Origin of the sequence: Hymenobacter norwichensis DSM 15439 (genome assembly GCF_000420705.1) — a bacterium.
In the GTDB taxonomy this organism is placed as follows: Bacteria; Bacteroidota; Bacteroidia; order Cytophagales; family Hymenobacteraceae; genus Hymenobacter; species Hymenobacter norwichensis.
Map to the genome: position 1 here is coordinate 395939 of NZ_ATVL01000010.1, position 18049 is coordinate 413987.

An 18049-nucleotide genomic window follows, 5' to 3' on the forward strand; every position below is an offset into this window, starting at 1 on the left:
TCGTGGGCTAGCTGTGCCTTATCCAACAATTGCCACCAACTACCACCTCATGCCGCTAGAGTCGCCCCATTCGTCGAGTACTGCCCCGGTTGCTGATGCGGTGCAGGTTTCGTGGTGGCGGCGTGGTCTGGATGCCGTGCTTTATAGTAGCACTTGGCTGGCTCTGGCGGCGTTGGGCCTCACCTGGTCTACCTTCTTATTTTGGCAGGTGCACATTCCGTTTCGGCCGGGGCTAATGATTTTTACGGCCACGCTCTTTCTTTACAATATCGACAGCGTACTGCCTTATAAACACGGGCAGCCGCTGATGCTTTCCGGGCGCAAACGCTGGATGCTAGAGCACCGGCGGGAACTGCTGGCACTGGCCATGGTGGCACTAGGTGTGTCGGGTACGTTGTTTTTTCTGGATGGTTGGCAGCACCTGATGCTGTTCCTAGGGCATCTGGCAGCTATTTCCATGCTCTACTCGCTGCCAGTGGTGAAGGTGCGCGGGCAGTGGCGCGCCCTCCGCGACTTGCCGCTGCTCAAGGTGTTTCTCATTGCCTACGTGTGGGCCGCCGTGACGGTGTGGGTGCCCGCACTGTACCTCGACAAGTCACTTTTTGGGCCAGTAGTAGGTATTCTGTTTTTGCGGCGCTTCTTCTTCATTCTGGCTTTGGCCTTCGTCTTCGATATTCGGGACTACACCAAGGACCTGCACACCGGCACCCGCACATTTCCGGGTCTGTTCGGCGTGCAGGCCACTAAGTGGATAGCCTTGGGCGCGCTAGTGTTGGCAGGAGTACTGCTGCCCACAGGCGTGGGCGCCACCGAGGCGCTGGTGCTTACCCTACCACTACTGGCCGCCGCCGGCACTATCTGGTACGCCGAGGAATCCCGCTCCGACTACTACTACGCGCTGCTTGCCGATGGCGTAATGGTGTTTCAGTTTCTGGTGGTATACCTAGTGAAATGGTAAGGCAAAAGGCCACTGCTAGCTCACCAGTTCCGCCAGCGCCGGCCCTATGAAGCGCACAATGTCGCCGGCAATGAGACCAGCCTCGCCAGTTTGCTGAGCCGCCAGGTCGCCGGCGCGGCCGTGGGCAAAGATGCCGAGCAGCGCCGCATCGAGGGGAGAGAGGCGCTGATCGGCGCGCAACGCCAGCAGCAGGCCAGTCAATACGTCGCCGCTGCCGCCGGTACCCATGCCGGGGTTGCCAGTACTGTTGAAATACACTTGGCCGTCGGGAGTACCGAGGGCCGTATAGGCTCCCTTAAGTACACAGTAACAACGGTAGCGGGCGCAGAAGTCGCGCAATAATTCCAGACGGTGGTAGTCGTCGCGGGCGGGCTCGGTGAGGCGTTCAAACTCTTTGGGATGCGGAGTCAGCAGGGTATTGGGTGGCAGGTCAGCCAGCAGCTCGCGGTGCGAACCCAGGATATTGAGGGCGTCGGCGTCAATAACCAGCGCCAGTGAAGCCTCTGTGGCTTTGCGCAGCAGTTGGCATAGCACGTTGGCCGTCGATTCTTCTTGCCCCAACCCCGGCCCGATGCCTACGGCAGCGTACGATTTCAAATCGGGCAGCTCGGTCACGAAATCGGTGGCCGGGTCGGTGAGGGCCATGGCCTCGGGTACGGCGGTTTGCAGGATGGCATAGCCCACAGCTGGCGTCCGGACCGTGAGCAGGCCTACCCCGCCGCGCAGGCAAGCCCGCGCCGCTAGCACGGCCGCCCCTACTTTGCCGTGACTGCCTGCCAATAGCAAAGCATGCCCAAACGTGCCTTTGTGTGCAAACTTAGGCCGCTTAGGGTAGCGGCCCGCCAGAGATGCAGCGCTGATGAAATAGTTATCCACATCGGTCTTGTGGATAAAGTCTTCACTCAAACCAATAGGTAACACTTCCCATTCGCCTACGAACTGCGAATTATGCGGCAGCAGGTATGCCAGCTTAGGCAACTCAAACCCTACAGTATACTGGGCCTGTACTACAGCGCTGTCTTGGGGCTGCGGGGCGTCGGTGAACAGGCCAGAGGGCAAGTCGATGGCGTACACCGTTGCATTACTCTGGTTGATGTGGTTGACCACGATAGCAGCCAAACCCGTGAGCGGGCGGCTTAATCCGGTGCCAAACAGGGCATCTACCACAGTAGCTCCGGCGGGCAACGAAGGCAGTTTCTTGGGCTTCAGCTCAATACAGCCCACCTCGGCGGGGAGGCGTTGCCGGTTCGTGGTGAAGTCAGGCGAATATTTCTCGGCAGGCAGTAGCCACACGCGTACTGCGTAACTGGTATGGTGCAAGTGCCGGGCCACCGCTAGTCCGTCGCCGCCGTTGTTGCCGGGGCCGCAGAAAATATGCACTTCGCCGGCTGTCTGTGGTCCTATTCGGTTCATCAGCCAGTTGCTAAACGCAGTGGCGGCTCGTTCCATCAACTCATCGGAGCGGATACCTTCGGCGGTGATGGTGGCGTGGTCGGCAGCACGGGTCTGGTCGGCAGAAAGGATTTTCATAAGTTGCTGCTTCTGGAATACATTTAGCTCTTACGTGAAATGCGTCAAATCTTATGCGCTTTGCTGCTGGCCGGGCTAGCCGCCTGCTCCGATAATGCCAGCCAGCAAGCCCAAACCGAACAACCAGCCACTGCCAACGCGCCAACCGATTCGGTGTCGGCTACTGCGCCAACAACTCAGCTTACCCCCCAAGCCATAAAACTGGCTGATATTCCGGCCAAGCTACGTCTGCCCGGACAGTTGCAGGAAGCTTGGCGCTGGACTGATGCCAACGGGGAAAACCTGCTGGTGGTGTTTCGAACGGTATCCTCATCGAAGCAGCAACTGGCAACGCCTTCACCAGACTCCAGCGCGGTGGAAGACATGCATGATTTCGAGCGTACTGCCCGCATAATGGCCCGGCAGTATGTGCGGCAACCAAGTCAAAATAACTATCAAGAGCTGTGGCGTTTACAGGATGCCGTTACGGATTGTGCCCTCGACATGACACTGCGCCTACAGCCGGGTAGTACCGCCATAACCGACCTCGACCAGAATGGCCGCAGTGAAACCACGCTGGTGTACGCGCTGGCCTGCCGCGGGGATATAAGCGGCGCTGACCTGAAGCTAATTATGCGGGCTGGTGCGGCCAAGTATGCCTTGCGCGGCTCTTCCATTGTGCAGTACGATTCTATCCCGGCCCAACAGCGGCAGCCTGCTAATCCTTGCTGCTTGGAGAAGTTCAGTGCCACCCAGCGGAAAGAAGACAACACCGAGGGGTACTACCAAACCGAGGCAGAGTTTCAACCAGCACCTCCAGCTTTCCTGGCATTTGCTCGGCAGCATTGGCAGAAGTTCAGCATCGAAACGCTAGACGAGCATGAGGATTTGTAGAAATAACCTATTGTTACCAACCTCAGCCGTGCAGAGTAAACTTCCGGCGGGCCGTTTGCGTTTTGCTTGAAACATACTTGATCTGCTGACCCCAAAACCAACGATATGCAAACTTGGAACGACGTCATCCGCTTGGCCAATCACCCTGCTCCCTCGCCTCGCCGCGTGGAGAAAACCGATGCCGAGTGGAAAGCGCAACTCACCTCCGAACAATACCACGTAACCCGCCAGCACGGCACCGAGCGTCCCTTCACCGGCGAGTACTGTGAAGCTCACGAAGCCGGCCTCTACGCCTGCGTGTGCTGCGGTACTCCACTCTACGATTCGCGCACCAAATTCGAGTCGGGTACCGGCTGGCCCAGCTTCACGCAACCCGTAGACGAAAGCGCCATTCGCTACAAGAAAGACACCAGCTACGGCATGGTGCGGGTAGAAGCCCTCTGCAACATCTGCGACGCCCACCAGGGCCACGTCTTCCCCGACGGCCCCGCTCCGAGCGGCCTGCGCCTGTGCATCAACTCGGCCAGCATCAAGCTGGTAACGGAAACCAAGGAAGTACCCAAAGCCGAATCGGCCGCGTAATGAGTGTCGGGAACAAGCAAAGCCGCTGCTGGATTCAATACCAGCGGCGGCTTTTTCGTTGATTGGAACAGTGGGTGGCTACGGCTTTGGCACGTTGGAGTAGTATCTTTCGTTCTACCAAGCTGAGCTGCGCACGTAGGTTTCGGGGCAACTAGTTTCTTCGAGCCGCTCAACTGCCAATCCTCTCTTACCATATAACTCCCGCCGCCATGTCCCTGCTCTTCACTGATTTCGCTTCTTGGCGCGCCCACTGCGCCGCCACCGGTGAGCCCCTTTACCAGCCCGTACTGGCCTACGAAATAGAACAGAAGGGCCGCTCGGAAGAGGAAATCTGGAACGGGTTGCAGCGGGCCTACGACGTGATGCGCGACGCCGTGCAAACCGGCCTCACCCAGGACATGACTTCCCGCTCGGGCATGGTGAACAACGGCGCCAAGAAGATTGCCGCTTCGCCGGTTACGGTGTTGTCGCCGGAGTTCAAAAACCTGATTATGCGGGCTTTCGGGGCCAAAGAAGTGAATTCGTGCATGGGCCGGGTGGTGGCCGCGCCCACAGCCGGGGCATCTGGCATTTTGCCCGGCGTGCTGGTTACGCTGCAAGAGCTGCACAAGCTCTCTGACCGCCAGATTCTGGAAGGGCTGCTAGTAGCGGCCGGCATTGCTCTCATCATCGAACAAAATGCTTCGTTGGCCGGTGCCGTGGGCGGCTGCCAGGCCGAAACCGGCTCGGCGGCGGCAATGGGTAGCGGTGCCATCGTGTATTGCCTCGGCGGTACCGTCGATCAGGCATTTGCAGCGGTGGCCGTTACCATTCAGTGCATGCTCGGGCTGGTCTGCGACCCGGTGGCGGGGCTGGTGGAAGTGCCCTGCGTGGTGCGCAACGCTTCGGCCGCCGCCATTGCCTTTAGCTCCGCCCAAATAGCCATTGCCAACATCGACCCGGTAATTCCAGTGGACCAGTGCGTGGCGGCGCTAGGCGAAGTAGGGCAGAGTATGGAAACGCGCTACAAGGAAACCGCCCTCGGCGGCCTCGCCAACACCCCCCGCGGCCGCGAAATCGAGAAGATGGTGCTAATCCAGGACGTAGATATCCTACCCGACGAAGGGTAGTATGTGTTTTTTTGGTTTTGCAGATTGAGTCTTCCAGTGGATTGCTATGAGCGTATGCAAGAGTTACTGCTCGTTGCCAATCATTTTCTGGTCGGGCGACATGGTGAGACGAGCCAGAAAATCCAGGGGTTCAGTGTAGCGGCTGCGCAGGCTATGGTAGGTTTTCCAAGCTTGGTCTAGATTAGGTTGAAGTTGCAACCCAGCGGCTTGCAGCTGCTCACAGGCGCTCATGAAGTCCTGCCGGTGTGGGTCCTCTATCGGCGGGTCTTTGTCGTCGGGTTGTTGGGCTGGCTCGGCATGGGCGCGGTCATGGAAAAAGCGCGTCACGCGGTTCATGGCCACGCAGCCGGCCTTAAAGCATATCTCCATATCGGGGCTGCGGGGCTTCGGCACAGTGCTGATGATGAGGGCGGCCGCATCGAGAATGATACCAGCAGCCGTTACCCAGGAACGCCCCGGCTGCGGTGAGCGAAAAAACGAGAGGATCGGCAACGACGTGTGCGTTTCCTCTATTTCCACAAACCATTCCTCCCAAGCCTGCCACTGCACCCCGTCGTTTTGCAACGAGCCGGAGCGGTTCAACCATACCACTAAGTCGGTGGCGGAATGGCCGGGGCTGGAGCGTAGTTCCAGCCGGGCTACCACCAATTCGCGCCTTGAAAACGCCTGGTACATGGTGGGCAGGTAGGAGATGAGCAGCGTGAGCAGCAGCAACCCCATCGTGGCCTCGGCAAACGTAAAGATGGTGATAATGGGCCCCCGCGTTTTGTGCGTGCCCAGCGTGAGCAACGAACTACCACTTAGTTGGTAGCTTTCCAGCCAGGAACCCTCGTGCAAGGCCCAGTATATACCAGTGAAGCCCACCGAAATAACCGCCAGCCACACAATAGGCAGTGCCACCAAACTCACCGGCGCATACAATGACATTACCCGGTCGCGCTGGGCGTAGGTGTGGACTAGTCGTGTTACTTGCTCGAACACGTAACGCAGCGCCCGAAACACCCAGTTATTGAGCAGTACGGACTCATTGCGGGGCAACACAAACGAGCGGATAGCCGCCAGCATCGTGGTGATAATCAGAAAAATGCCCACCGCAAAAGACAGCACCCGGAATACAAGATCAAGCATACACCTACAACAAGCACTTCAAGTGAAGTAGCCCTTGTACTCTGCTTATCTAGCCAGGGTTGGCGGCTCTAAATCAGAGCAATAAGCTCGGACTTACTTCCGCGCCTTCCAGAGCTGCTTGAACGACTTGGGGGCCACTTGCAGCGCGTCGCGACGCTTGCTCCAGCCCACTTGGCTGAGGAGGCGCAGCAGCACCCAGTTTTTGGCGCGGGCGGGCAGCAAATCCAGCAGGCGACGGTTCTTCATGGCCACCAGCCACAACCGGATGGCGGTGCGTTCTTCCTTATCGGTGAGCTGCTCGCGCACGGCTTGCTGCCGGTTCTGGAGGAGCAGGTTATGAATCGGGATTTTCACGGGGCACACCGAGGTGCAGGCGCCGCATAAGCTGCTGGCGTAGCTCAGGTGCTTGTTTTCGGCCATGCCCGCCAAGTGGGGGCTGATAACCGAGCCGATGGGGCCGGAGTAGGTGGTTTCGTAGGTGTGGCCGCCGATGTTCTTGTACACCGGGCAAATGTTGAGGCAGGCGCCGCACCGGATGCAGTTCAGGGCCTCGCGCTGGGCAGGTTGGGCCAGCAGGTTGGTACGGCCGTTGTCAAGCAGCACCACAATCATTTCGTCGGGGCCATCTTTTTCCAGCGGTTGGCGCGGACCGGTGTAAATGGTGTTGTACACCGTCACTTGCTGGCCGGTGCCGCTGGTGCTGAGCAGCGGCCAGAACAAAGCCAGGTCCTCCAGCTTCGGAATCACTTTCTCGATGCCCACAATGGCAATGTGGGTGCGCGGAAACGTGGCTGACAAGCGGGCGTTGCCCTCATTCTCAGTGACGGCAATGGCGCCGGTATCGGCAATCAGGAAGTTGCCGCCGGTAATGCCTACTTCGGCGGTGGTGTACTTGCTGCGCAGCAGGTGGCGGGCCGTGAGCACCAGTTTCTGGGCGTCGTCGGTGTACTCGATGCCGAGGTGCTTGACGAAAATGTTGGCAATGTCGGTCTTGCTCAGGTGCATGGCCGGCGTCACGATGTGGTAAGGCCGCTCCCCGTTCAGCTGCACAATGAACTCGCCCAAATCCGTCTCCACCGACTCGATGCCGTTTTGCTCTAGGAAGTGGTTGAGATGGATTTCCTCGGTGGTCATGCTCTTGGCCTTCACCACGGTTTTGGCCTTGCGCCGGGCCATAATCTTCCCGATTTCGTGCAGCGCCTCGTCGGCATTCTGCGCCCAGATTACCTTGCCGCCCCGAGCGGTGAAGTTGCGCTCGAATTCCAGCAGGTATTCATCGAGGTGGTTGATAACCTTGGTTTTCAGGTACGATGCCCGTTCCCGTGCCAGCTCGTGGTCTTCGTAGAAACCCAGGCCAGTACTCACGGCGGCGTTATACTTGCCGATGTTGAACCGAATCTTGCGCCGGTGCTCCAGGTCAAACGCCTTGGCGTCGGAGTCGGTCAGGAACTGGGTGGCTTTCGTGGAAACTGGCATATAGACGCAGGCCTTACTACTCGTTGAATTCGTTTTACTTACTCTTGCCCCATGGCTGCACCCCGTATTCCTCGTCCGCTACCACCCGAAGGCTTCTCGGTACTCGTTGATAGAATTGATAGCAGCTACCGGGCGCTGGGGTTCTTGCCAGGGTACTCACGCAACAGTTTGAGCCCTAAGTTGATTCTTCATGCAACGTACCTGGAAGTGAAAATAATGCAGACCAGCTACCACGAATATACGTCGTTGCGAGAGGTCGGCTACGAACCCGAAGGCTTTTTCAGTGGCCCCAAGCTACTTTTTAGCTTCACCGACGACACCGAATACAGCGTAACTCCCGCCTCCACGGCCATCCTCCGCGACCTGCTGGCTTTCTGCCAGGAAGGGAACTTCCCTCTGTCAGCCGCCGCCCAACAAGCCGCAACCGTACCCCAGAAGCCCTAGCTGCTAGTACCGCAACGAACATTAACAGAAAACCCGCCGAACTACAGAGGTTCGGCGGGTTTTCCATTTTATGCTAGCTGCCGCGCCCAGTGTGAAACGGGTGCTGCCTAAGCGGTATTACTTCTTGTTCGAGTCTACCACCAAGCGTTGGTCGCGGTTTACCACTTCCCAGGCGGAATAGAACACCAGGCGGGCGCGCTTTTCCATCTTCGGAAACTCGATTTTCTCTACTTCGTCGCCGGCACCGTGGTAGTCGTCGTGCACGCCGTTGAAGAAGAACGCCACCGGGATTTTGTGCTTGGCGAAGTTGTAGTGGTCGGAGCGGTAATAGAACCGGTTCGGGTCTTCGGGGTCGTTGAAGCGGAAGTCCAGGTCCATCTTCACGTACTTCTCGTTGGAGTTCAGCACGATTTCGTGCAGTTCCGACGACAGCTTGTCCGAGCCGATAACGTACACGTAGTCGCCTTTGCCTTCGTGGTCTTTATCGGTGCGGCCAATCATGTCGGTGTTCAGGTCGGCAACCGTGGTGGCCAGCGGGAAGATAGGGTGGTCAGTGTAGTACTCCGAGCCCAGCAACCCCTTCTCCTCACCGGTTACGGCCAGAAACAGGATGCTCCGGCGTGGACCATGGCCTTCTGCCTTGGCTTTCTGAAAGGCCTGCGCCATTTCCAGCAGCGTGACCGTGCCTGAGCCATCGTCGTCGGCGCCGTTGTGCACCTCGCCGCCGATGATGCCGATGTGGTCGTAGTGGGCCGACAGCACCACTACTTCGTCTTTCTTGTCGGTGCCTTCCATGTAGCCCAACACGTTTTCAGTGGTGAAGTCCTCCACTTTCTTGGGGGCCGTCACCATGAACTTCGCGGGCTTGAATGGGCTGGCTACCGGCTTGCTGGCTTTGTTAACAGCCGCCGTGTACTTGGTTACAGCCGCGGCGTTGGAGCCCAGCAGCTTATAGCCCACCGCCGGCGAGACGAAGAAGGCGGAAGCCCGGCGAGTACCTGGCTTGGCGTCCTTAAACGAAATGCTCGGCCGGCTAATATACTGCGTCATGCGGCCTGCTAGCTTCTCGAAGTTGCTGTTCGGGTTGAAGTCCACGAAGAACACCGAGCGGGCGCCCTTCTCAGTGGCCATGGCCAGCTTAGCGCGGAAGTCGTTGCCCCACTTGCTGCCGGCACCGTCTTTGCCCAGAATGGCCTTGCCGTCGGTGCCCGTTGGCTCGCCCAATAAAATCATCAGGTCTTTGCCTTTCACATCGAGGCCGGTATAATCGGAGTAGCCTTCCTGCTCGATGCCGTAGCCCGCAAATACGGGCTGCACAGCGGTTTCCGTCTGGAAAGGAGTGGTGCCCATGCCATAGAAGTCAGTCAGCCACTTATAGGTCTGGCCGCCCACTTTTAGGGTGCCGCCGTTTGCCCAAGTGCTGCGCTCCATCGTGAAGTGCTGCAAATACGGGTCGTCGGAGCCTTGTACCGGACCCGTTAGACCCAGTTCCCGAAACTGCTTGCTCAAATACTCGGCGGCCATTTTCTGGCCTTTCTCGCCGGTTTCGCGGCCTTCGTAGGCATCCGACGCCAAGATGGTCAGGTGCTTGCGCAAGTCCTCCTGCGTAATGGTGGGGCCGTACTGGCCAGCCAAATCCACCGCCGCGGTAGGCGCCGCAGCTACTGCGTCGGTAGCAGCGGCCGGGGTGGCTGCGGCTTCGGTTTTGGCCTTGCGCTTGGTCTTGATTTTTACTTTTTCGGGGGCCTTTTGCGCCACCGCCGAAGCCGTAACGCCCACTGCCAGCAGCCAGGTCAGAAAGGGTTTTTTATGCATGTACTGTGAATGAGTGAAGTGGTGTTTCAGTGAATCGGTGACTGAGCAATTTGGTGAGGTTGACGAGCTGGTTGCGCCACTGGCACAACTGGTAGTCGAACTCACTAAGTCACTCAATCACTAAATCTCTGCTAAGGTTGCACGATGAGGACGGAAGCGTAGGCGGCCACACCTTCGCGGCGGCCTACGAAGCCTAGTTTTTCGGTGGTGGTGGCCTTGATGCTGATGTCGTCGGTGGGGATGCCCATCACCTCGGATAGCACGCGCTGCATTTCCGCAATGTGCGGGTTCACCTTGGGCGCTTCCAGGCAGATGGTGGAGTCGATGTTGGAAATGGTGTAGCCGCGCTCCGTGAGCAGGCGCACCACTTCGGCCAGCAGCCGCTTGCTGTCAATGCCTTTGTACTGCGGGTCGGTGTCGGGAAAGTGGAAGCCGATGTCGCGCAGGTTGGCCGCGCCCAGCAGCGCGTCGCAAATGACGTGAATGAGCACGTCGGCATCGGAATGGCCGAGGGCGCCGTGGGTGTGCGGCACCTGAATGCCGCCGAGCCAGAAGGGGAGACCCTCCTGCAACTGGTGAACGTCGTAGCCGAAGCCAGTCCGGATTTTCATGGAATCAGTGGGAATAACAGCGAATGAAGCGGCAAGGTACAACAACCGCCGAACCGCTCCGGTACGGTTCAGCTTAGCGCCCAGGTTATGCGGTGCAATTGAAAAAAAGTGGCCGCTGCTTAAAGTAAAGTCAGTCCTGATTCGTCAGGCTAGAGGACGCCAGAACAGCAGGATGCAATTGGATAGCAAAATAAATATGGAAACTTTGGGTCCGATAAAAGTTTCCGCAGTATCTTTGCTGCCGAAGTCATGGAAATCAAAGACCGTATTTTATCCGCTGCCCTCACGCTTTTCACGCGCAACGGCATCAAAAGCGTATCGATGGATGACATTGCTACGCATTTAGGAATCTCGAAAAAGACGCTTTACAAGTGGTTTGAAAACAAAGACCAGATTGTATCAGCCGTTATGGCCAACCACCTGAACGGGGTGCAAGGCGAGTGCGAAGGCATTATATGCAATGCCCGCAATGCCGTAGACGAAATGATACTGATGATGGACTGGGCCAAGCGCCAGTTCGCTAATGTAAATCCCGCTACCCTCCACGACCTGCGCAAATATTATCCGGCCGGCTGGTCGCTATTACACGCCCACAAAAGCAAGTATATCCTCAGCCAAATTCAAGATAACCTACGCCGCGGCGTACAAGAAGGCCTCTACCGGGCCGACCTCGATGTGGAGGTGCTCTCCCGCCTGCACCTAGCGCACATCGATATCCTATTCGACCCCGAAATCTATCCGCACTCCGAGTTCGACCCTTCTCGGGTGCATTTTGCCTGCAACGAGCATTTCCTGCTCGGCATGGTCACGCTCAAAGGGCACAAGCTCGTCAACGAGTACCGTCACGTGACGGAAGAAGAATAAGCAACATCTCCCGCTTTTCCTGATATGAAAAACAACCTCCGCGTTTTGCTGCTGGCTGCCGGGCCGGGCCTGTTGGCCCCTGCCGGAGCCGCCCTGGCGCAGACCACTACTCCTGCCGCTCGGCCAACTCTGGGTGTCGCTACGGCCGCCGGTATCGTGCCGCTGTCGTTGCAGCAGGCCATCGATTATGCTGTTAAAAACAAGTCGAGTCTGCTGTCCACGCGCTTAGGCGAGCAAACGGCCAAAGCCAAAGTAGGCGAAATCAGAGCCGCTGGCTTGCCTCAGGTGAACGTAGCCGCCAACGTGGCCGACAACTTCAAGCTCCAGAAGGCACTGGTAGACTTCGGCGCTTTGGGCGGCGGTGGCTCGGCCACCACCCTTACGCAAGCCGATATTGCCGCCGCCCAAAGCGGCCGGACCGTGAACTTGGGTACCGTGGCGCTACCCGCAGAACCCGTGCCGCCGCAGGCGTTTGCCTTCGGGTTGCGTTACGCAGGCAACACTAGCGCGTCGGTGTCGCAGCTGCTTTTTGATGGGGCCTACCTGATTGGCTTGCGCGCTGCCAAGGTGTACGAAGACTTGGCCAAGAAGCAAACCCAGCAGGCCGAAATCGACGTGGTAGAGCAAGTGAGTAAGGCGTATTATAGCACGCTGGTAGCCCGCGCCCGCCTGGGCTTGCTGGCCCGCAACGTGCAGCGCCTCGACACAGTGCTCTATCAAACCAACGAAACCTTCAAGGCGGGTTTTGCTGAGAAGCTGGACGTGGACCGCCTGCGGGTGCAGCGCAATAACCTGATTGTGGAGCAGCAGAAAGCGCAGCGCCTCACCGAGTTGAGCGTGGCCTTGTTGAAGTTCCAGATGGGCTTGCCCCAGGATCAGTCCGTGCAGCTCACGGACTCTTTGGGAGCCGCTGTGGTAGATGCTGGTGCCCTGCGCCAGCGCTTGGGTAGCGCCAACTTTGCCACCGGCGGCGGCGACACCAGCCTAGGCGGCTTACCTACGGCTCCGGCTGGCGGTACCGCCGGTAGCCCTGGTTCCGAACAGGCTCGGCAAGACCAGCAGTCTGCTCTTAGTGGCGGCCGGACCAGCCAAATAGGCGCCACCTTCAACTACAACAACCGCATCGAGTTCAGCACGCTGGAAACCCAACAAGCCCTGGCTGGCCTCGATTTGGCTAACCGCCGCGCCGGTGCCTATCCGCGCTTGGTGGCTACGGCAGCCTACGGTTTCTCGGGTTCGGGCAAGGGTGCCGGCGACTTGTTTGCTTTCCGCGGACCGGATGCCCGCTCTTCCAACGGCTTCCCCAACCAGAACTGGTTTGGTTTTGGCAACGTGGGCTTAGCCCTGAACATTCCGGTGTTCGACGGTTTCCGCCGCAAGTACCAGGTGCAGCAGGCCCGCATTCAGCAGCAGACCCTGGAGAAAGGCTTCGAAACCCTGCGCCAGACCATCGACTTGCAGGATGCCCAGAGCCGCACCACGCTCATCAACGCCCTCGACGTGCTGGATAGCCAGAAAGCCAACCTGGAGTTGGCCGCCGACGTGGCCCGCGTGTCGCGCATCAAATTTCAGGAGGGCGTAGGCTCCAACCTGGAAGTGGTAACGGCCGAAACCTCCCTGCGCGAAGCCCAAACCAACTACTACGCCGCCATTTACGACGTGCTAGTAGCCAAAGTGGACCGCGACAAAGCCACCGGCGAGTTGTACAACCAAGCCAAAAAGTAAGCTGTTAGCCGATAGCGGCTCGCTGTTGGCTTTTCTCCGACGACACTCTCTTCTTTCTTATATGAATCGCCTTTTCCTGACGAAAGCTATCAGCTATCAGCTACTAGCTATCAGCTTATTCACCACCGCTTGCGGTAGCAAAGACCCCAAGGCTGAGCTGGCCAAGCTTAAGCAGGAGCAAGCCGCCAACCAGGCCAAGATTTCCGAGCTGGAAGCCAAAACCGGTGCCTCTGCCGATTCGGCGGCGGTAATCACCACGCCGGTTTCGGTTATCAAAGTGGCCCCCGAGAGCTTCAAGAGCTACCTGGAGCTGCAAGGCCGCGTTGATTTCGACCAGAACGCCACGGTAGGTGCCCGCGCCGCTGGTACTCTCACCAGCTTGCGCGTGCAGCGCGGCGACCGGGTAAGCAAAGGCCAGACCTTAGCTACCGTTGACGCCTCAGTGCTCGATGCTAGCATTGCCGAGCTGCGCACCCGCATGGATTTGGCCCGCGTGATTTACGAAAAGCAGGACCGCCTCTGGAAACAGCAGATTGGTACCGAAATCCAGTATCTGCAAGCCAAAAACAACTACCAGGCACTTCAGCGCAACCTGGCTTCGCTCAACCAACAAAAGGCCCTCTACAGCGTAATAGCCCCGTTTTCGGGTACCGTGGATGACGTTCTGCCTAAGCTCGGCGAAACCGTAGCGCCCGGTGCGCCTGTGGTGAAGCTGCTCAGCGGCGGCAGCACCGGCAAAATCGTGGTGGACGTGTCGGAGGCCTACGCTTCCCGCATCAAAGCTGGCGACAAAGCCTTAGTAACTATCCCGGATATGGGCGGCGAAGAACTGCCTGCCACTGTGCGCGTGGTAACCAGCACCATCAATCCTACCAGCCGGACCTTCACCACCGAGCTGCGCCTGAGCGGCAACAAAGCCGGGCAGCTGCGGCCCAACATGGTAGCCAACGTGCGCATCCTGAACTACGCTCAACAAAACGCCACCGTGCTGCCCGTTGACTTGGTGCAGAAAGACGAGCAGAGCAGCTACGTGCTGGTGGTAGACGACAAAGGCGGCAAGAAAGTAGCCGCCAAACGCATCATCAAAGTAGGCAATACCTACAACGGCAAAGTGGAAGTAACCAACGGCCTGCAAGCCGGCGACCAGGTTATTTCGGCGGGCTACCAGAATCTGAACGAGGGCCAGGTGGTGACTCTGTAAGGAGTTAGAAGCTGCCCCCTTGCTGCCCTCCCATGCGGAGAGAGAAACTAGTCCTACCTACTAGCCATCCTATACCACTGGTAAAACACCAGCGCTAGAAAATTAAAAACTAGTTCCCCCTCTCTTTTCGGAGAGGGGGCTAGGGGGTGAGGCCTTCGCCAGCACGCCTCAGAACGTCAAAACCAGAACTCATGCAGGATCCAGAAAAAGAGTTTGGCCCAACCAGTTGGTCCATTGATAACAAGACCAGCATTTATATTATCACGCTCATTTTGTGCGTGATGGGTATTTTCTCCTATATCAAGCTGGGTAAGGAGAAATTCCCCGACATCGTGATTCCGCGTATCATCGTGGCCACGGTGTACCCCGGTACTTCGCCTACCGACATCGAAAACCTGGTAACGCGCCAGCTCGAAAAGGAGATTAAGAGCGTGAACGGGGTGAAGAAAATCAACTCCACCTCCAACCAGGATTATTGCATCGTGGACGTGGAGTTCAACTCCGGTGTGGACGTGCAGTATGCCAAGCAGCTCATTAAGGACGCCGTAGACAAGGCTGCCAACGAGCTGCCCAACGACTTGCCCTCGCCGCCCACCGTGCAGGAAGTGAACCTGTCGGAGCTGCCGATTATGAACATCAACTTGGCCGGTAACCTGCCGGTTAACCAGCTGAAAAAGTACGCCGACGACTTCCAGGACAAGATTGAGGCCCTGCCCGAAATCACCCGCGTGGACATCATCGGGGCCCTGGACCAGCAGGTGAACGTGGACGTGGACCTGAACCGTCTGCGGGCTTCCCGCCTCGGCTTCAGCGACATCAGCGCCGCCATTGCCCGCGAGAACATCACCATTTCGGGTGGTTCGGTGAGTGTGGGCGACCAGAAGCGCGCCGTGCGTGTGGCCGGTCAGTACGCCCGCGCCGCCGACATTGCCAATATTCAGGTGAAAAACCTGAACGGCTCGGCTGTGCGCCTCGGCGACATTGCTACCGTTACCGACGCCTTCAAAGACCGGGAATCCTATGCCCGCCTCGACGGCAAAACGGCCGTTACCCTCAACGTTATCAAGCGCCAGGGCGAAAACCTGATTGACGCTTCCGATAAGATCAAGGAGATTATCAAGGACTCGAAAACCAGCTTGCCCAACGAACTGACCATCACCGTCACTGGCGATACCTCCAACGATACCCGTGTTACGCTCCATGACCTGATTAACACCATCATCATCGGCTTTATTCTGGTAACGCTGATTCTGATGTTCTTCATGGGCACTACCAACGCGCTGTTCGTGGGTCTTTCGGTGCCGATTTCCATGTTCTTGGCCTTCGTGATGCTGCCTATGTTTGGCTTCGCACTGAACATGATTGTGCTGTTCGGCTTCCTGCTGGCCTTGGGTATTGTGGTGGACGACGCCATTGTGGTAATTGAAAACACCCACCGCCTGCTCCATGAGCACCCCAACCTAACCACGGCCCAAGCGGCTAAATACGCGGCAGGCGAAGTGTTCATTCCGGTGTTGGCCGGTACGCTCACCACGGTAGCGCCGTTCGTGCCGCTCATGTTCTGGCCGGGGATAGTCGGGTCGTTCATGTTCTACCTCCCCGTGACGCTCATTCTCACGCTGATGTCGTCGCTGATTGTGGCCTTCATCATGAACCCGGTGTTTGCCGTGAGCTTCATGGAGCGCGAAGACCACCACGCCGAAGACAACAAGCCCAAGCTGACCAAGAACTTCCTGATTGCCATGGGCGTCATGACCCTGATAGCGGCTATTGGCTACGTGGCCGGGTCCACGTTTGTCGGCAACCTGATGCTGACGCTCATCGTGTTATGCTTCCTCGATAAGTTCGTGTTCATCCACCTGATTGCGGGTTTCCAAACCAAGGTGTTGCCCCGCTTTCAGAACGGCTACGCCCGCGTAGTAACCTGGGCCATCAAGCACCCGGCCCTGATTATGGTGAGTATGCTGGTGCTGTTTGTGGTATCAATATTCGCCGTAGGCGCACGTAGCCCGAAGGTAGAGTTCTTCCCCAGTGGCGACCCGAAATTCGTGTACACCTACCTGAAAATGCCGGTTGGTACGCGGGTGGAAGTAACCGACTCAGTGGCCCGCGTGCTGGAGCAGCGCATCTATAAGGTAATCGGCAAAGAAAACCCCGACGTGGAATCGGTGATTACCAACGTGGCCATCGGGGCCGGCGACCCTGGCGAAGCCACGGCTTCGGGCACCTCGCAGTCCAACCTAGCCAAAGTGGCCGTAGCTTTCAAAGAGCTGAGCGACCGGACTGGCCCCGCCACCAGTACTTATATGGATAAAATCCGGGAAGTGGTGAAAGGCATTCCGGGCACCGAAATTTCGGTGGACCAAGAGGCTAGTGGCCCCCCAACTGGCAAGGCCATTGCCATTGAAGTAGCCGGCGACGACTACCCCACGCTCATCAAGCTGTCCAAGGACGTGACCCGCTTCGTGGAGTCGAAGAACATTGGGGGTATCGAGCAGTTGCGCTCCAACCTGGAAGACCGGAACCCGGAAATTGCCGTGGACATCGACCGGATTCGAGCCAACCGCGAAGGCATCAGCACCGCCCAGATTGGCTCGGAAGTACGCACCGCCATCTATGGTACCGAAGCCAGTAAGTTCAAAACCCCCGACGACGAGTACCCCATTCAGGTGCGCTACGCCGAGCCTTACCGCTCCGACGTGGACGCCATCCTGAACTCGCCGCTAACCTTCCGCGACGCTACCGGCAGCATCCGCCAGGTACCTATTGCCTCGGTAGCTGACGTACGCTACGGCACCACTTACGGCGGCATCAAGCGCAAAGACGTGAAGCGCGTAATCACCATCAGCTCCAACGTACTCAACGGCTTCACCGGCCCCGACGTGGTAGCGCAGATTGAAACCGCCCTCAAGTCGTTCAAGGCGCCTCCGGGCTACATCGTGAAAATGGGCGGTGCTCAGGAAGACCAGCAGGAAACCAGTGACTTCCTTGGTGTAGCAGCTATTGGCGCCTTTGGCCTTATCTTCCTGGTGCTTGTAATGCAGTTCAACTCGGTGAGCAAGCCGTTGCTCATCCTCACCGAAATCCTGTTCTCGGTTATCGGGGTAATGCTGGGCTTGGCCGTTACGGGCATGAACATCAGTATCGTAATGACCGGGGTAGGTATCATTGCCTTGGCTGGTATCGTGGTGAAAAACGGGATTCTGCTGGTGGAATTCACCGACATTCTGCGGGCTCAGGGCATGCCGCTGCGCGAAGCCATTGTGCTGGCCGGCCGTACCCGCCTCAACCCGGTAATCCTGACGGCTACGGCCGCCACGCTGGGCTTGATTCCGCTGGCAATCGGTCTGAACATCGACTTCTACGAGCTGTTCAACTCCGGCCACGCCAACTTCTTCATCGGCGGCGAATCGGTAACGTTCTGGGGCCCGCTGGCCTGGACCATCATCTTCGGTCTGGTGTTTGCCACCGGTATCACGCTGGTAGTAGTACCCGTGATGTACCTGATGACCGAGAGCCTGAAGCTACGCTTGAAGAAGGAGCCCGAGAGTCCGGTTACTCCCGAGGAAAAGGCTGCTGCCCGCCCTCCGGTGTTAGCTGAAGTTTAGAATCTTTTCGGAACGGCTTGCAACCATTTCTGGCAACAACGGACTCCTTCGCCCGAACGGGCGGAGGGGCCATCCAGAAAGCCCAGCCCTCCTTTTTTAATTACCCTTGTTCTTCGTCGTTTCTC

The 18049-nt window shown here is 58.0% G+C and carries 14 protein-coding genes; 9 read left to right on the forward strand and 5 right to left on the reverse strand.

The window, feature by feature from the left end:
• The first annotated feature begins 13 nt into the window (after positions 1–13).
• A complete protein-coding gene (locus G536_RS0119750) occupies positions 14–958 on the forward strand; it encodes a UbiA family prenyltransferase (protein ID WP_157530791.1) in 945 nt (314 codons plus the stop codon).
• A gap of 15 nt (positions 959–973) precedes the next feature.
• Here G536_RS0119750 and G536_RS0119755 read toward each other — a convergent pair whose 3' ends face one another.
• Entirely contained in the window at positions 974–2488 is a 1515-nt protein-coding gene (locus tag G536_RS0119755; protein WP_022825336.1) for a bifunctional ADP-dependent NAD(P)H-hydrate dehydratase/NAD(P)H-hydrate epimerase, read from the reverse strand.
• A gap of 39 nt (positions 2489–2527) precedes the next feature.
• Between G536_RS0119755 and G536_RS0119760 the strand changes: the two genes are divergently transcribed.
• The 3 genes from G536_RS0119760 (at position 2528) to sdaAA (ending at position 5052) form a co-directional block, all read left to right on the forward strand.
• The gene (locus G536_RS0119760; RefSeq protein WP_157530796.1) at positions 2528–3361 is read left to right on the forward strand and encodes a M949_RS01915 family surface polysaccharide biosynthesis protein; all 834 of its coding nucleotides are present in this window, start codon (positions 2528–2530) and stop codon (positions 3359–3361) included.
• 105 nt (positions 3362–3466) lie between these two features.
• Entirely contained in the window at positions 3467–3943 is a 477-nt protein-coding gene (gene msrB, locus G536_RS28995; RefSeq protein ID WP_022825338.1) for a peptide-methionine (R)-S-oxide reductase MsrB, read from the forward strand.
• Positions 3944–4152: 209 nt separating this feature from the next.
• Positions 4153–5052: an L-serine ammonia-lyase, iron-sulfur-dependent, subunit alpha gene (sdaAA, locus tag G536_RS0119770; RefSeq protein ID WP_022825339.1), complete on the forward strand. Its 900-nt coding sequence runs from the start codon at positions 4153–4155 to the stop codon at positions 5050–5052.
• A 63-nt stretch (positions 5053–5115) separates the two neighbouring features.
• Here sdaAA and G536_RS29000 read toward each other — a convergent pair whose 3' ends face one another.
• Positions 5116–6180: a hypothetical protein gene (locus G536_RS29000; protein WP_022825340.1), complete on the reverse strand. Its 1065-nt coding sequence runs from the start codon at positions 6178–6180 to the stop codon at positions 5116–5118.
• 93 nt (positions 6181–6273) lie between these two features.
• Positions 6274–7656, reverse strand: coding sequence for a LutB/LldF family L-lactate oxidation iron-sulfur protein (locus tag G536_RS0119780; RefSeq protein ID WP_022825341.1), 1383 nt, complete (start codon positions 7654–7656; stop codon positions 6274–6276).
• Positions 7657–7707: 51 nt separating this feature from the next.
• On the opposite strand from G536_RS0119780, the gene G536_RS0119785 reads away from it, so the two are divergent.
• The gene (locus G536_RS0119785) at positions 7708–8100 is read left to right on the forward strand and encodes a hypothetical protein (protein ID WP_022825342.1); all 393 of its coding nucleotides are present in this window, start codon (positions 7708–7710) and stop codon (positions 8098–8100) included.
• Between the two features lie 117 nt (positions 8101–8217).
• Here G536_RS0119785 and G536_RS0119790 read toward each other — a convergent pair whose 3' ends face one another.
• Positions 8218–9915 carry a M28 family peptidase gene (locus G536_RS0119790; RefSeq protein WP_022825343.1) on the reverse strand — a complete coding sequence of 566 codons (1698 nt, stop codon included), beginning with the start codon at positions 9913–9915 and terminating at the stop codon, positions 8218–8220.
• A gap of 131 nt (positions 9916–10046) precedes the next feature.
• A complete protein-coding gene (gene ispF, locus G536_RS0119795; protein ID WP_022825344.1) occupies positions 10047–10526 on the reverse strand; it encodes a 2-C-methyl-D-erythritol 2,4-cyclodiphosphate synthase in 480 nt (159 codons plus the stop codon).
• A gap of 249 nt (positions 10527–10775) precedes the next feature.
• On the opposite strand from ispF, the gene G536_RS0119800 reads away from it, so the two are divergent.
• The 4 genes from G536_RS0119800 (at position 10776) to G536_RS0119815 (ending at position 17924) form a co-directional block, all read left to right on the forward strand.
• On the forward strand, positions 10776–11390 hold the full coding sequence (locus G536_RS0119800) for a TetR/AcrR family transcriptional regulator (RefSeq protein WP_022825345.1): 615 nt from the start codon (positions 10776–10778) through the stop codon (positions 11388–11390).
• Between the two features lie 24 nt (positions 11391–11414).
• Positions 11415–13115, forward strand: coding sequence for a TolC family protein (locus G536_RS30985; RefSeq protein WP_022825346.1), 1701 nt, complete (start codon positions 11415–11417; stop codon positions 13113–13115).
• A gap of 61 nt (positions 13116–13176) precedes the next feature.
• Entirely contained in the window at positions 13177–14316 is a 1140-nt protein-coding gene (locus tag G536_RS0119810) for an efflux RND transporter periplasmic adaptor subunit (protein WP_022825347.1), read from the forward strand.
• 191 nt (positions 14317–14507) lie between these two features.
• On the forward strand, positions 14508–17924 hold the full coding sequence (locus tag G536_RS0119815; RefSeq protein WP_022825348.1) for an efflux RND transporter permease subunit: 3417 nt from the start codon (positions 14508–14510) through the stop codon (positions 17922–17924).
• Positions 17925–18049: the final 125 nt, after the last annotated feature.